General features: G+C 37.2%; 13 protein-coding genes. 8 read left to right on the top strand and 5 right to left on the bottom strand.

Annotated elements, in window-relative coordinates:
• Positions 1–14: 14 nt before the first annotated feature.
• The 5 genes from mnmE to rpmH all read right to left on the bottom strand — a co-directional run bounded on the left by mnmE (position 15) and on the right by rpmH (position 3,984).
• Positions 15–1,400 (bottom strand): tRNA uridine-5-carboxymethylaminomethyl(34) synthesis GTPase MnmE, encoded by a 1,386-nt coding sequence (mnmE, locus tag ACLIJJ_RS09820; protein ID WP_233319088.1) that lies wholly within the window; start codon positions 1,398–1,400, stop codon positions 15–17.
• A gap of 372 nt (positions 1,401–1,772) precedes the next feature.
• A complete protein-coding gene (jag, locus tag ACLIJJ_RS09815) occupies positions 1,773–2,408 on the bottom strand; it encodes an RNA-binding cell elongation regulator Jag/EloR (RefSeq protein ID WP_251647947.1) in 636 nt (211 codons plus the stop codon).
• Complete coding sequence (spoIIIJ, locus tag ACLIJJ_RS09810; protein ID WP_233319092.1) at positions 2,405–3,184, bottom strand: YidC family membrane integrase SpoIIIJ; 780 nt, start codon at positions 3,182–3,184, stop codon at positions 2,405–2,407. Before spoIIIJ ends, jag begins: the two co-directional genes overlap by 4 nt.
• Positions 3,185–3,306: 122 nt before the next feature.
• Positions 3,307–3,657 (bottom strand): ribonuclease P protein component, encoded by a 351-nt coding sequence (rnpA, locus tag ACLIJJ_RS09805; RefSeq protein WP_233319094.1) that lies wholly within the window; start codon positions 3,655–3,657, stop codon positions 3,307–3,309.
• A gap of 192 nt (positions 3,658–3,849) precedes the next feature.
• The gene (gene rpmH, locus ACLIJJ_RS09800; protein WP_127738799.1) at positions 3,850–3,984 is read right to left on the bottom strand and encodes a 50S ribosomal protein L34; all 135 of its coding nucleotides are present in this window, start codon (positions 3,982–3,984) and stop codon (positions 3,850–3,852) included.
• Positions 3,985–4,715: 731 nt separating this feature from the next.
• On the opposite strand from rpmH, the gene dnaA reads away from it, so the two are divergent.
• The 8 genes from dnaA (at position 4,716) to ACLIJJ_RS09760 (ending at position 15,080) form a co-directional block, all read left to right on the top strand.
• Positions 4,716–6,056 (top strand): chromosomal replication initiator protein DnaA, encoded by a 1,341-nt coding sequence (gene dnaA / locus ACLIJJ_RS09795; protein WP_233319096.1) that lies wholly within the window; start codon positions 4,716–4,718, stop codon positions 6,054–6,056.
• Between the two features lie 187 nt (positions 6,057–6,243).
• Positions 6,244–7,377, top strand: a complete 1,134-nt coding sequence (dnaN, locus tag ACLIJJ_RS09790) for a DNA polymerase III subunit beta (RefSeq protein WP_233319097.1) — start codon at positions 6,244–6,246, stop codon at positions 7,375–7,377.
• 245 nt (positions 7,378–7,622) lie between these two features.
• Entirely contained in the window at positions 7,623–7,835 is a 213-nt protein-coding gene (gene yaaA, locus ACLIJJ_RS09785; RefSeq protein ID WP_233319099.1) for a S4 domain-containing protein YaaA, read from the top strand.
• A 17-nt stretch (positions 7,836–7,852) separates the two neighbouring features.
• Positions 7,853–8,971: a DNA replication/repair protein RecF gene (gene recF / locus ACLIJJ_RS09780; RefSeq protein ID WP_233319101.1), complete on the top strand. Its 1,119-nt coding sequence runs from the start codon at positions 7,853–7,855 to the stop codon at positions 8,969–8,971.
• Positions 8,972–8,986: 15 nt separating this feature from the next.
• Positions 8,987–9,235: an extracellular matrix regulator RemB gene (gene remB, locus ACLIJJ_RS09775; protein WP_233319102.1), complete on the top strand. Its 249-nt coding sequence runs from the start codon at positions 8,987–8,989 to the stop codon at positions 9,233–9,235.
• Positions 9,236–9,311: 76 nt separating this feature from the next.
• On the top strand, positions 9,312–11,237 hold the full coding sequence (gyrB, locus tag ACLIJJ_RS09770; protein WP_396953844.1) for a DNA topoisomerase (ATP-hydrolyzing) subunit B: 1,926 nt from the start codon (positions 9,312–9,314) through the stop codon (positions 11,235–11,237).
• A 73-nt stretch (positions 11,238–11,310) separates the two neighbouring features.
• Positions 11,311–13,821, top strand: coding sequence for a DNA gyrase subunit A (gyrA, locus tag ACLIJJ_RS09765; protein WP_233319103.1), 2,511 nt, complete (start codon positions 11,311–11,313; stop codon positions 13,819–13,821).
• Between the two features lie 179 nt (positions 13,822–14,000).
• A complete protein-coding gene (locus ACLIJJ_RS09760; RefSeq protein ID WP_237940500.1) occupies positions 14,001–15,080 on the top strand; it encodes an HD-GYP domain-containing protein in 1,080 nt (359 codons plus the stop codon).
• The last annotated feature ends 175 nt before the right edge of the window (positions 15,081–15,255 follow it).

Genomic DNA, 15,255 nt, shown 5'->3' with positions numbered 1-15,255 from the left:
TGCAACTTTTTCTTTTATTTACCTAAGCAAAATTGGGAGAACAGCTGATCAATCAGGCTTTCGTGTACACTATCGCCGATGATTTCACCAAGCAGTTCCCAAGTTCTTGTTAAATCTATTTGGACAATATCAATTGGGGTTCCCATTTCCACTCCTGAAATGGCTTCATTAATAGATTGAAGCGCTTGGTTCAGAAGGGAGATATGTCTTGTATTGGACACATATGTCATATCACTTGCTTCAATTGCACCTTCAAAAAACAGGCTGGAAATTGCCTCTTCTAGCTGGTTGATGCCCTTATCCTGCAACAGTGAAGTAGTAACCATTTTTTGATTAGCTGACAATTCCTTTATACGCTCCATATCAATTTTTTGCGGCAGGTCTGTCTTATTTACAATCACTATATAATCCATTCCCTCAACCGCTTTGAACAGATTGACATCCTCTTCTGTCAAAGCATCTGCATAATTGAGAACAAGCAGGATTAAGTCTGCTTCCTTTAAAACCTTTCTGGACTTTTCAACACCAATTCTTTCAACAATGTCCTCTGTTTCACGGATACCTGCCGTATCTAGCAGACGAAGAGGTACACCGCGCACATTAACATATTCCTCAATAACATCTCTTGTCGTACCAGGAATATCTGTTACGATTGCCTTATTATCTTGGACCAAGCTGTTCAACAATGAGGATTTTCCTACATTAGGCCGTCCTACAATAACCGTTGAAAGTCCTTCTCTTAATATTTTGCCTTGCTGAGAAGTCTGAAGCAGCTTCTTTATCTCCGCCTGTACAAACCGAGATTTATCGAGCATAAGCTGATGAGTCATTTCTTCCACATCATCATATTCAGGATAATCTATATTAACCTCAACTTGCGCGAGTGTCTCTAATATTTCTTGTCTCAAGGTTCTAATCAGCTTTGAAAGTCTTCCTTCCATTTGTCCAAGGGCTACATTCATTGCTTTGTCCGTTTTCGCTCTGATCAAATCCATGACTGCTTCTGCTTGGGACAAATCGATTCTTCCATTTAGAAATGCTCTTTTCGTAAATTCACCTGGTTCAGCAAGTCTTGCACCGTTCGTTACAAGCAACTGAAGCAAACGATTTACAGAAGCCATTCCGCCATGACAGTTAATTTCAATAACATCCTCTTTAGTGAATGTTTTTGGTCCCTTCATTACAGAAATCATTACTTCCTCAATTGTTTCATCCGTAGCCGGGTCAATGATATGCCCATAATGAATAGTATGACTTGCTACCTCTTTTATCTTTTTATTTCCTATACTTTTAAATACCTTATCTGCAATCGCAAATGAGTCTGGCCCACTCAATCTTACAATCGCAATCGCTCCCTCTCCCATTGGTGTGGAGATTGCAGCTATAGTATCAAATTCCATGCTGTCACCTCAAATCATTAAAAATCTATATATAGAAACTGATGTAAACTTATCAACAACTCATTTAATTGTTACAATAGATTAGATTATCATATCCACAACTTTAAAAAAAGAAAAAAATCCGCACACTTATCCACATTACTATTCTTTATTATTACCATTTTATCTTATCCACATGTGAATAACAATAAAACGCACCAAAAATAGCGCTGTTCAGACAAATAATTCACAGATTTTATGGCTATTTTGCCGAATATGCTCTGTAAAGATGAATACTGGTTAACTTTTGAAGGGAATTTTGCAGAATGTTAATGTAAGAAGGAACAAAAAAAGACAATCCCAAAAATTTTGAGATTGTCTTTTTTTCTTATTTTATGCTTTTTGAACAGGCTTTTTTTCTGGAGAAATGATAATATGCCTGAAAGCATCTTCACCTGATGAACAGGTGCTTATACCTTTAATGCCTGTTAATGCATTATGAATGATTTTTCTTTCATTTGACGGCATTGGCTCTAACGAAATTTCTTTGCCAATCTTTAGGGCTTTATGGGCCGTTCTTTCTGCAAGCTGTATAAGGGATTGCTTTCTTCTTTCCCGGTAGCCTTCAGCGTCTAGCGTGACCCTTAAGTATTCATCGGAATTCTTATTAATGACCAATTGCGTTAAATACTGAAGTGAGTTGAGCGTTTGTCCCCTTTTTCCAATTAAAAGGGCGATCTTGTCTCCTTTTAATTCAAAAAAGATATTCCTGCCCGACTTTTTTGCCGAAATAGATGCGTTAACTCCCATTTGGGTGCAAATATCCTGCAAAAATCGCTCTGCAGATTCTAGAGGCGTCTCAAGCTTCCTTACAGTTACAGTAGCCGAGCGGGCCCCAATTCCTAAAAAACCTTTTTTTCCTTTATCAACAACAATGATTTCGGCTTGGTTCTTTGTTGTCTTAAGCTGAGCTAAAGCTGATTCCACTGCTGCTTCGACTGAATGTCCTGTAGCAGTTACCTCTCTCACTTTTTGGCTCCCTCCAATTTTCCTGTCTGACCGGACTTCTTCAACTCCGGACCTTTGATGAAGTACGTTTGGATAATTGTAAAGATATTACCTACAACCCAGTATAGTGATAATGCAGCTGGGAAGTTAATAGCAAATACTAAGATCATGATTGGCATAATCCAAAGCATCATAACCATTTGCGGGTTTTGGTTAGCTGTTCCTGCCATTGTCATTTTTGTTTGGATGAATGTCGTAATCCCTGCAATGATAGGAAGCAGATAGAATGGATCTGGCTGTCCTAAGTTAAACCATAAAAATTCATGCTGAGCAATTTCTCTTGTACGTGAAATAGCGTGGTAGAAACCAATCAATATTGGCATCTGAACGATTAATGGAAAACATCCTGCCAATGGATTTACTTTATTTTCTTGGAAAAGCTTCATTGTTTCTTCTTGCAGCTTTTGTTGTGTTTTTTGATCTTTAGAGCTGTATTTTTTTCTTAATGCTTCCATTTCAGGCTGCACTGCCTGCATCGCTTTACTGTTTTTAGTTTGCTTAATCATTAACGGCAAAATAACAAGACGAACTAGTATTGTTACAATAATGATAGATACGCCAAAGCTTCCGCCGGCAAGTTCTGCTGTTTTAATGATGAGCTGTGATAATGGATAAACAATATATTCATTCCAGAAGCCATCACTTTCTGAAGTGATCGGCTGATTGAATTCTGTACATCCAGCCAAGATAGTCACTAAAAATAATAGACCAAATAGCAACACTAATTTTTTCTTCAACCGTAAAATCCTCCTGTTAATAAATAATAGAGCCAAAATTAGCTTCTGGCTTCATTGTATCCTAATTTAGATGATAATTGTATCCTAATTTAGATGATATAGGAAACGCTTAACTTGAAATTTCACTGAATCTTTCTTTTTAAGACCTTTGCAATTTTCAGAACATGGAGAAGGCTCTTTTTTGTTTCCTCATATTCCATTTCAGCTAGAGGCTTTCTAGCAATAATGACATAATCCGCTTCATTTTCCAAAGAATCTCCGATTTCCAAAAATATCTGCCTTATATACCGTTTAATTTTATTTCTCATAACGGCATTTCCAATCTTTTTGCTGACAGAAAGCCCAATTCTAAAATGAGCTTGTCCGCTTTTTTCATACTTATATACAACAAACTGCCTATTGCCGAATGATTGTCCCTTTTTAAATACTTCTTGAAACTCTTTACTTTTTTTTACGCGATATTCTTTCTTCAAATCATTTACTCCTTATTTATTCAATACTTTCCGAATCTATATTATTTATGTACCTTCCAACATAGAAACATCCTTTGCTTCAAAACCAGGAGCTTATATATCCATTATAGTATGGGCTCTTAAGATTTATTCTAAGAGCCCATAACTTTTCAGTCCATTTATCGAAAAAAAGACCACTGACGTTTCAGTGGCCTAAGCTGATAATACTTTTCTTCCTTTGCGTCGACGGCGAGCTAAAACATTACGTCCATTTGGACTGCTCATGCGGCTGCGGAATCCGTGAACTTTACTTCTTTTACGTTTATTTGGTTGAAAAGTTCTTTTCATTGTATATGACACCTCCCTGAGGAATAGCTGTTACAGACAGTCCTTACAATTATATAAACATAGCTGATTGATTGTCAACCATTCATTTATTTTCTAGTCTATTTATCCTTGTTGATCGCTCTAACAAGTTTTTGCTTTATGTTCTATAACATCGGAAATATCCTGTAAAACATATGCTACGTACTATATTTCTTTCTGAATAGTAATAATAAGGAATAGAAGGCCACTTGTCAATACGCTGTCATTTTTTGCTTCTCCCCAAATGGATATTTAATTTTTTTACATTGCTTAAATAAGCACTTAAATTGCATATTTCGAGCCTGTGGATAAAATTTCGACATTTTTTTCACTGTCCACAATACTTATTTACAGGTTTTTAACAAACTAATAACCTGTGGACATTTATTATCAACATATTGTTTCACTTGTGGATAAGATATGAAAAACCATTGCAGTTATTATGATTTTTTGATATTATAGTTTTGTTTTCACATTTGAATAATTTCTGTGTATAACTCTTTTATCCACAGAATGTGGATAAAATGTGGACAGCTTATTAGACACCTCTTAAAAGAGTTGTCCACAAATAGTGGATACTGTCGAAATGCTATTTAACTTCCTTATTATATATTTTTTCCACAGATCATTATTAATGTATTGGCAGATTAGCTCTTTTTTTAGGAATCTGTTCTTTTCGGCACGCAAATAAAAAGGAAAAGGAGGGAAATTGGTTGGAAAATATTGCGGATCTATGGAATAAAGCGTTAAGCAATATTGAAAAAAAAATCAGCAAACCTAGCTTTGATACATGGCTTAAAGCAACGAAGGCACATGCCCTTCAAGGTGACAGCCTAATCATAACAGCTCCTAATGAATTTGCTCGAGACTGGTTGGAAGAACGATATTCCCAGCTTATTTCGGACATTCTTGAAGAAATAACTGGTGAAGAGCTTGGTGTAAAATTTATTATTCCTCAAAACCAAAAGGAGGAAGAATTTGATCTTCAAATCTCCTCTAAACAAAAGAAAAAAGAAGAAGAAACAACCGAACAAACAATACTGAATTCTAAATATACTTTTGATACGTTTGTAATTGGTTCTGGGAACCGCTTTGCACATGCTGCTTCTTTAGCAGTAGCTGAAGCACCGGCTAAAGCTTATAACCCGCTTTTTATTTACGGGGGTGTAGGTCTTGGAAAAACTCACTTAATGCATGCAATCGGGCATTATGTTTTAGATCATAATCCTTCAGCAAAGGTTGTTTATTTATCTTCGGAAAAGTTTACAAATGAGTTCATTAATAGTATTCGAGACAATAAAGGTGCAGAATTCCGTGATAAATACCGGAATGTTGATGTACTTCTCATAGATGATATTCAGTTTCTTGCTGGAAAAGAATCAACACAGGAAGAATTTTTCCATACATTTAATACTTTGCATGAGGAAAGCAAACAAATCATTATCTCCAGTGACAGGCCGCCAAAGGAGATTCCAACTTTGGAAGACAGGCTTCGTTCACGGTTTGAATGGGGACTAATAACGGATATAACTCCGCCTGACTTAGAAACAAGGATTGCCATTCTTAGAAAGAAAGCAAAAGCTGATGGGTTGGACATTCCAAATGAAGTCATGCTTTATATCGCGAATCAAATTGATTCCAACATCCGTGAACTAGAAGGTGCACTTATAAGAGTTGTTGCATATTCCTCCTTAATCAACAAAGACATTAATGCAGATCTTGCGGCAGAAGCATTAAAAGATATTGTCCCTAGCTCTAAGCCGCGCGTCATAACAATACATGATATTCAAAAAGTAGTCGGGGAACATTTCAGTGTGAAATTAGAGGATTTTAAGGCTAAAAAAAGAACGAAATCCATCGCTTTTCCTAGACAGATTGCCATGTACTTGTCACGTGAACTTACAGACTTTTCCCTTCCGAAGATCGGCGAAGAATTCGGCGGAAGAGATCATACTACAGTTATCCATGCACATGAAAAAATCTCAAAGCTCCTTGTATCTGATTCGCTTTTGCAAAAACAGCTAAAAGAAATCAACGAGCTCTTAAAAGTATAAAGCTGAATACTGTGCATAACTTTAACCAACTTAGACACAGTCTATCCACATGTGGATAGACTGTGTTTCCTTTGAAAAAGCGAGTTATTCACAAATTAACAAGGCCTACTACTATTACTACGATCTTTAAAAGAAATATTATTATAAATACGCAATAAAAAAACTAATGATAACGGAGGATCAATTAATGAAATTTATCATCCAAAAAGATAATCTTGTCCAAGGGGTACAGGATGTAATGAAAGCCATAACTAGCAGAACAACAATTCCAATTCTGACAGGGATAAAAATCGTAGCAACAGAAGAAGGTGTTACATTAACAGGAAGTGATTCAGATATCTCTATTGAATCCTTTATTCCTAAAGAAGAAAATGATTCTGTCATTGTGGAAATTCAACGTCCTGGATCAATCGTGCTGCAAGCTAAATTTTTTAGTGAAATCGTTAAAAAGCTTCCTACTAGCCAAGTAGAACTTGAAGTAGATAACTTACAAACGGTAATTCGTTCAGGGAAATCGGAATTTAACTTAAACGGTCTTGATTCTGAGGAATATCCACATTTGCCTCAAATATCAGAAGAAAATATCTTTAAAATTCCAACTGACCTGCTAAAAAACATTATCAAACAAACAGTGTTTGCAGTGTCCACCTCAGAAACACGCCCGGTGTTGACAGGTGTAAACTGGAAGATTGAAAATGATGACTTAATCTGTATTGCAACAGATAGCCATCGGCTTGCATTAAGAAAAGCAAAAATTGATTCAAATACGGAACAGTCATTTAATATTGTGATTCCTGGGAAAAGCTTAAATGAGTTAAACCGTATTTTAGATGACCATAACGAACCGGTTGAGATTGTTGTGACAGAAAACCAAATTCTATTTAAGGCGAAGCATATCTTATTCTTCTCTCGCCTGCTTGAAGGGAATTATCCTGACACAAATCGTCTAATTCCGACAGAAAGCAAAACGGAAATAGTTGTGAATGCAAAAGAATTCCTGCAATCTATTGATCGTGCATCCTTGCTTGCAAGAGAAGGACGGAATAATGTCGTTAAATTCTCCACCATTGGAGAGGATGTAATTGAAATTTCATCTTTTACGCCTGAAATTGGTAAAGTTGTAGAGGAGCTAATCAGCGAGTCTATTCAAGGTGAAGAACTGAAAATATCTTTTAGTGCCAAATATATGATGGATGCTTTAAAGGCTTTAGAAGGAACGGAAGTGAAAATTAACTTCACTGGTGCTATGCGACCGTTTGTAATCAATCCGTTAAATGATGATTCTATCCTTCAGCTAATTCTTCCAGTGCGAACATATTAACAGCTGCCTAAAGCTTATAGGGTGTCCCATAGGGGCATCCTATTTTCCTTCATGAATAATATATTTAGGCAAAGCAGGAATTATGAATGTTTTTTATAGACGAATTTAATGCCTAAATGTTCGTCAAAATCTCTTGAAAATGTGTTGAATACTACTAATTTATAGAAATATTTCAGTTTTCTTTGTGTATCGTTAAATAATTTAGTAAAATAAAGAGATACGATTAAACTTGAAAGAGTGAAAACATGAACAATCAAATTAAAATTGAGACGGAATATATAACATTAGGCCAATTCTTGAAGGTTGCAGATATTATCCAATCTGGAGGAATGGCAAAATGGTTTTTAAGTGAACATGAAGTATTTGTCAATGGAGAACAAGATCAGCGCAGAGGCAGAAAATTAAGGTCAGGCGATAAGATTGAAATTCCCTCTATTGGTACATTTACAGTTCTGTAAAAAAAGGATGATCCCTTATGTTTATTGAGCAGCTGCAATTGAGGAATTACCGTAATTACGAGCACCTGGAAGTGGAATTTGAGAATAAGGTAAATGTCATTCTGGGAGAAAACGCGCAAGGCAAAACAAATGTCATGGAATCCATCTATGTTTTAGCAATGGCAAAATCCCACAGAACTTCAAATGATAAAGATCTTATTCGCTGGGACTCAGATTATGCTAAAATAGAAGGTAGATTAAAAAAAGCACATGGGCCGCTACCCATGCAGTTAGTTGTGTCTAAAAAAGGAAAAAAAGCTAAGTACAATCATATTGAGCAACGGAAGCTAAGCCAATACATCGGCAATATGAATGTTGTGATGTTTGCTCCGGAAGACCTAAATCTTGTTAAGGGTAGTCCTCAAATTAGAAGAAGATTTATTGACATGGAAATCGGGCAGATTTCCCCTGTTTATTTGCACGATATGAGCCAGTACCAAAAGATTATGCAGCAGCGAAACACTTACTTAAAACAACTGCAGATGAATAAACAGTCAGATCATACAATGCTTGAAATACTGACAGAGCAGTTTATTGATATGGCAGTGAAGATAGTATCAAAGCGTTTTGAATTCCTGGAACTTCTGGAAAATTGGGCAATCCCAATTCATAAAGGAATTTCAAGAGGACTGGAGACATTACAAATTCAGTATAAACCCTCGGCAGATGTATCAGAAGATCTAGATTTGTCGAAAATGAGAAGAGTATACGAAGAAAAGTTTGCCAGTGTGAAAAAAAGAGAGATTGACCGAGGTATGACCTTGTTCGGTCCCCATCGAGATGATTTATTGTTTTTCGTAAATGGAAGAGATGTTCAAACTTTTGGTTCACAAGGTCAGCAAAGAACTACAGCACTTTCGATTAAAATGGCAGAAATCGAACTCATACATGCGGAGATCCGTGAGTATCCTATCCTTTTATTAGATGATGTGCTCTCTGAATTAGATGATTATCGACAATCTCATCTTTTGAATACCATCCAAGGAAAGGTACAAACATTCGTGACGACTACGAATGTGGATGGAATTGATCATCAAACATTAAAAGAAGCATCTACATTCCAGGTGGAAGCAGGAACGATGAAAAAGATTCAATAGCTTTGAGGTGAAAAAGTGTACGTTCATATTGGTGAAAATGTACTTATAAGAACTGTAGATATCATTACAATTTTAGACAAACAAACAATTGGTTCCTCTGAGATTACAACTGAATTTTTAAATACGCAAAAAGAGACAACAATAAGTGGCGACAGTAAAGCTTATAAATCTATTGTTATAACAAAAGATGCCATTTATTATTCTCCAATTGCTTCCAATACACTAAAAAGGCGATCATACAGACTGACAGCTCAGGAGTATTAGCAATTTTAAGGTCTAATAGGATAAGCAAAGAGTAAATTTTTGGATGTCAATAGAAAGTAAGGTGATCAATTTGTCAATGGAACATGATCCAATGGAACAACAATCATATGATGAAAGTCAGATACAGGTACTTGAAGGGTTAGAAGCGGTCCGCAAAAGACCAGGGATGTATATTGGTTCAACAAGCGGTAAAGGCTTGCACCATCTTGTATGGGAAATTGTAGATAATAGTATTGATGAAGCACTGGCAGGTTACTGCGATGAAATCAACGTCATTATTGAAAAAGATAACAGCATTACAGTTAAGGATAATGGACGTGGTATTCCTGTCGGGATTCATGAAAAGATGGGAAGACCTGCAGTTGAAGTAATCATGACAGTACTTCACGCCGGTGGTAAATTTGGTGGCGGAGGATACAAAGTATCCGGAGGTCTTCATGGTGTAGGTGCATCTGTTGTTAACGCCCTTTCATCCGAGTTGGAAGTTTTTGTTCACCGGGATGGGAACATATACTACCAACAATATAAAAAAGGTGTTCCTCAGGAAGATCTTAAGATTATCGGTGAATCAGATGTAACAGGTACAACAACAAGATTCCAACCGGATAGTGAGATTTTCAAAGAAACTCTCGTCTATGATTATGAAACATTGGCAAACAGAATTAGAGAGTTAGCCTTCTTGAATCGCAATATTAAAATTACCATTGAAGATACAAGAGAAGGTATGGAGAAGCGTAAGGAATATCACTATGAAGGTGGAATAAAGTCCTACGTTGAGCATTTAAACCGCAATAAAGAGGTGCTGTTTGAAGAGCCTATCTATATTGAAGGAGAAAAAGACGGCATTACTGTCGAGGTTTCACTCCAATATAACGATGGCTACACAGGCAACATTTTCTCGTTTGCTAATAATATCAATACACACGAAGGCGGAACACATGAATCCGGTTTTAAAACTGCATTGACTCGAGCAATTAATGACTATGCAAGGAAAAACGGAGTGCTTAAGGATTCAGAAGCAAACCTTTCAGGAGAAGATGTCAGGGAAGGGATTGTGGCTATCGTTTCAATTAAGCACCCTGACCCGCAATTCGAAGGACAAACAAAGACAAAACTAGGCAACTCAGAAGTTCGGGCAATCACTGACACAATCTTTGCTGATCATTTTGAGAAATTCTTGCTTGAAAATCCTTCAGTAGCTAGGAAAATTGTTGATAAAGGTCAAATGGCATTGAGAGCTAGAATTGCTGCTAAAAAAGCAAGGGAGTTAACGCGTAGAAAAAGTGCCCTTGAAGTTTCCAGCTTACCTGGTAAATTAGCAGACTGCTCGTCAAAAGACCCTGCAATAAGCGAATTATTCATAGTTGAGGGTGATTCTGCAGGCGGTTCAGCAAAATCAGGAAGAGACCGGCATTTCCAGGCAATCCTGCCGTTAAGAGGAAAAATCCTGAATGTTGAAAAGGCTAGATTGGATCGTATCTTATCCAATAATGAGGTTCGTTCTATGATTACCGCTATTGGTACTGGAATTGGAGACGACTATGATATTTCAAAGGCTAGATATCATAAGGTTGTTATTATGACAGATGCGGACGTTGACGGTGCACATATTCGAACACTGCTGCTCACTTTCTTCTACCGCTATATGCGGAAAATTGTAGAAGCTGGATATATTTATATTGCTCAACCACCGCTTTACAGTGTCAAGCAAGGGAAAAAGCTTGAGTATGCATATAATGACCGCCAATTGGCTGAGGTACTTGAAAAATTGCCAGCATCACCAAAACCGAATATCCAACGCTATAAAGGTTTAGGTGAAATGAATGCAGAACAGCTGTGGGATACGACAATGGATCCTTCCACAAGAGTGTTGCTGCAGGTAAGCCTAGATGACGCAATCGAAGCGGATGAGACATTTGAAATGCTAATGGGTGATAAAGTAGAACCACGCAGAAACTTTATCGAAGAAAATGCAGTATATGTGAAAAACCTGGATGTTTAAGATAAATGCAAAAGAATGACTATGGTGCTAAAGGAGATTTAGCACCTTGCGCTTTGCTTAAGGAGGTTCCTATATGGCTGATATGCCGAATTCTCAAATTAAAGAAATAAATATAAGCAAGGAAATGCGTACATCCTTCTTGGATTATGCGATGAGTGTCATTGTTTCCCGTGCACTTCCAGATGTTCGAGATGGACTTAAACCTGTTCACCGCCGGATATTATATGCTATGCACGATTTAGGAATGCATTCTGACAAACCGTTTAAGAAATCTGCTCGTATTGTTGGGGAAGTAATTGGTAAGTACCATCCCCACGGTGATAGTGCTGTATATGAAACAATGGTTCGTATGGCGCAGGATTTCAACTACCGTTATATGTTGGTAGATGGTCACGGTAACTTCGGTTCAGTTGATGGCGATTCTGCTGCAGCGATGCGTTATACGGAAGCAAGAATGTCCAAAATAGCGATGGAGCTGTTAAGGGATATCAACAAGGATACTATCGACTACACAGAAAACTTCGATGGAGAAGAAAAGGAACCTGTTGTTTTACCATCCCGTTTCCCAAACCTTTTGGTAAACGGAACAAGCGGGATTGCAGTTGGTATGGCTACAAACATACCGCCGCATCAGTTAGGAGAGGTTATTGACGGTGTTTTGGCTGTCAGCAGAAACTCTGATATTACAATTCCCGAATTGATGGAAATAATACCTGGTCCTGACTTCCCTACAAGTGGAATGATTGTCGGGAGATCTGGCATCAGAAAGGCTTACGAGACAGGCAGAGGCTCTATCATTGTTAGAGCAAAAGTGGAAATCGAAGTAAAGCCGAATGGTAAAGAAGTAATAATCGTCAAAGAAATCCCTTATCAGGTTAATAAAGCTCGTCTAGTAGAGCGAATTGCTGAGTTGGTTAGGGATAAGAAGATTGATGGTATTACAGACTTAAGAGATGAATCAGACCGTAATGGAATGAGGGTTGTTATTGAAGTTCGCAAGGATGCAAATGCTAATGTGCTGCTGAACAACTTATATAAGCACACAGCAATGCAGACAAGCTTTGGTATTAACTTGCTTGCGCTAGTGGACGGACAGCCTAAAGTGCTTAACTTAAAGCAATGCCTTGTTTATTATTTGGATCATCAAAAGGTTATCATTCGCCGCCGTACTGAATTTGAGTTGAGAAAAGCAGAAGCGCGCGCTCATATATTAGAGGGCTTGCGCATTGCACTTGATCATTTAGATGAAGTAATTGCCTTAATTCGCGGTTCTAGAACAACAGATATTGCTAGAGAAGGATTAATGAGCAATTTCAATCTGTCAGAAAAGCAAGCTCAGGCAATCTTGGACATGCGTCTGCAAAGATTAACTGGACTTGAAAGAGAAAAGATAGAGGAAGAATACAAGGAATTAGTAGCATTGATTGCCGAGTTAAAATCTATTTTAGCTGATGAAGAAAAGCTGCTTGATATTATCCGCGAGGAGCTCCTTGAAGTAAAAGAGCGTTTCAATGACAAACGCCGTACAGAAATTGTAGCGGGCGGAATTGAAAATATCGAGGATGAAGATTTAATTCCAGAAGAAAATATCATCATCACACTAACTCATAACGGTTATATTAAGAGATTGCCTGCGTCTACTTATCGCGCTCAAAAACGCGGTGGCCGCGGTATTCAAGGTATGGGAACAAATGAAGATGACTTTGTGGAACAGCTTAGCACAACTTCCACTCATGATACGATTCTATTCTTTACGAATAAAGGGAAGGTATATCGCCTTAAAGGCTATGAAATCCCTGAATTCAGCCGCACAGCCAAGGGGATTCCGATTATCAACCTCCTTGGAGTAGAGAAGGATGAATGGGTGAATGCTATCATACCAGTCTCAGAATTTGTCGATGATTGGTTCCTATTCTTCACGACTAAGGAAGGAATATCAAAACGTTCTCCGCTATCATCATTTGCAAATATCAGGAATAACGGGCTAATTGCCGTTAACCTAAGAGATGGAGATGAATTGATTTCTGTACGTCTCACTGACGGTAACAAGGAAATTATCATTGGAACTAAAAATGGGCTTCTAATCCGTTTCCCAGAGACAGATGTTCGCTCTATGGGTAGAACAGCTACTGGTGTTAAAGGGATTACCCTATCCTCTAATGATGAAGTTGTTGGTATGGAAGTGTTAGAGGAAGGTTCAGAAATTCTTATCGTGACGAAAAATGGTTACGGAAAGAGAACATCTGCAGAGGAATATAGAATCCAAGGAAGAGGCGGTAAAGGTATTAAGACTTGCAATATTACTGACAAAAATGGACCGTTAGTTTCCATGAAGGCAGTAAATGGTGAGGAAGACCTGATGCTAATTACTACGGGCGGTGTCTTAATCCGTATGGCTGTCGGCGATATATCATCTATGGGTAGAAGCACTCAAGGTGTTAAGCTGATTAAGCTTAATGAAAGTGAAAGCGAATTTGTAGCAACAGTCGCTAAAGTGGAAAAAGAAGAAGAAGCTGAAACAGAAATGCCTGAAGAAACAGCGGAAGATAGCACAGTATCTGATGCTGCTGAAACAGAGGAGTAAGAAGCTGCCAAAAGCAGCTTCTTTTTTTCGCTCTGGACATTTAAATGGTATAGGTAATATGACCCTTATAATCCCAAAAATAAGAATTTTCCAGTATTTTTTTTAAAAATAAGGTTATCATTTCAATAAAAAATAAAGTAGAATATAGTATAAAAGTCCTTATGAGGGTGGAGTAATACATGAATGTAAGTGTTAATCGTTTAATGGCCGGGTGCATCTTAGCAGAAGATGTTTTCAGCATGACGAATAGACCGATAATAACTTCTAAAACTGTATTGACAGACGAGCATATAAATGTTCTTAAAGCATTTCAAATTGAGAAGATAGAGATTGAAAATACTCAGATTGATGGAAACTTTCTCGATGAGCTTAAAGAGGAAGATAGTGCAGGATTGAAAAAGAAAGAAGAGAGTTTCTTTGATAAATTTCTTCTTGCTGTTAACCAGTACAAAAAGGAGTTTCGTTCTTGGCAGTATGGTGTACCGCTGAATATTCCTGCAGTTCGCACAATAATGCTGCCGCTATTGGAGGATTTAGAGCAGTATAGCAAGGAAGTATTTTCTTTATATCATTTATCTAATAAAAAAGAATATATCTATCAGCATTCTGTTGCAGTAGGTGTTATTAGTGCTCTTATAGCAAAAAAAATGGACTACAGTAAAGGGGAAATCGTCCAAATCGCTATGGCCGGCTGTTTAAGTGATGCAGGGATGTCAAAAATACCATCTAACTTAATTACAAAGGAAGAACCTTTGACGGAAGAAGAATTTGAGGAAGTGAAAAGACATACAAGCTATAGTTTGCAAATGCTGCCAGAGCATGCTCTCTTAAAAAAAGAAACAAGACTTGCTATACTTCAGCATCATGAAAGACTTGATGGGAGCGGTTATCCATTAGGTAATGAAGATAACAAAATTCATCCATATGCAAAAGTTATAGCTGTCTCTGATACTTTTCATGCTATGACCTCCCAAAGGTTATATAGAAGCAAGCAATCGCCTTTTAAAGTTCTAGAAAAGATGCAGCAGGATTATTTCGGAAAGTTTGATCACGTCGTACTTCAGGCTTTGAGCAGCAGTATTATTCAGTATACTATTGGAAGTACTGTAAAGCTTTCTAACGGGCAAAGAGCTGAGGTTTTATTTATTGAAGGTAAGTCTGCCACAAGACCTCTTGTAAAGATAGCAGAGGATGGTATGATGCTCGATCTGGAAAAAAACAGGCATCTTTATATTGATGAAATTCTGCATTATAGCTGAAATTAAAAAATCTATTTATATTTTATAAAAAGATATTGCACTCTTTGAAATAAGTTGCTATAATCATACAAGTCAGCAAGACAGATAGAAAGTTTTGTGAAAAACCTCTAAAATTTCCTGTTGACTTGTATAGAATGATATGTTACTATATAAAAGTTGCTTCTGATAGCAACGA

The organism is Niallia laureatilytica (assembly GCF_046613985.1).
In the GTDB taxonomy this organism is placed as follows: domain Bacteria; phylum Bacillota; class Bacilli; order Bacillales; family Cytobacillaceae; genus Niallia.
This window is presented reverse-complemented; position numbering and strand designations above follow the sequence as displayed.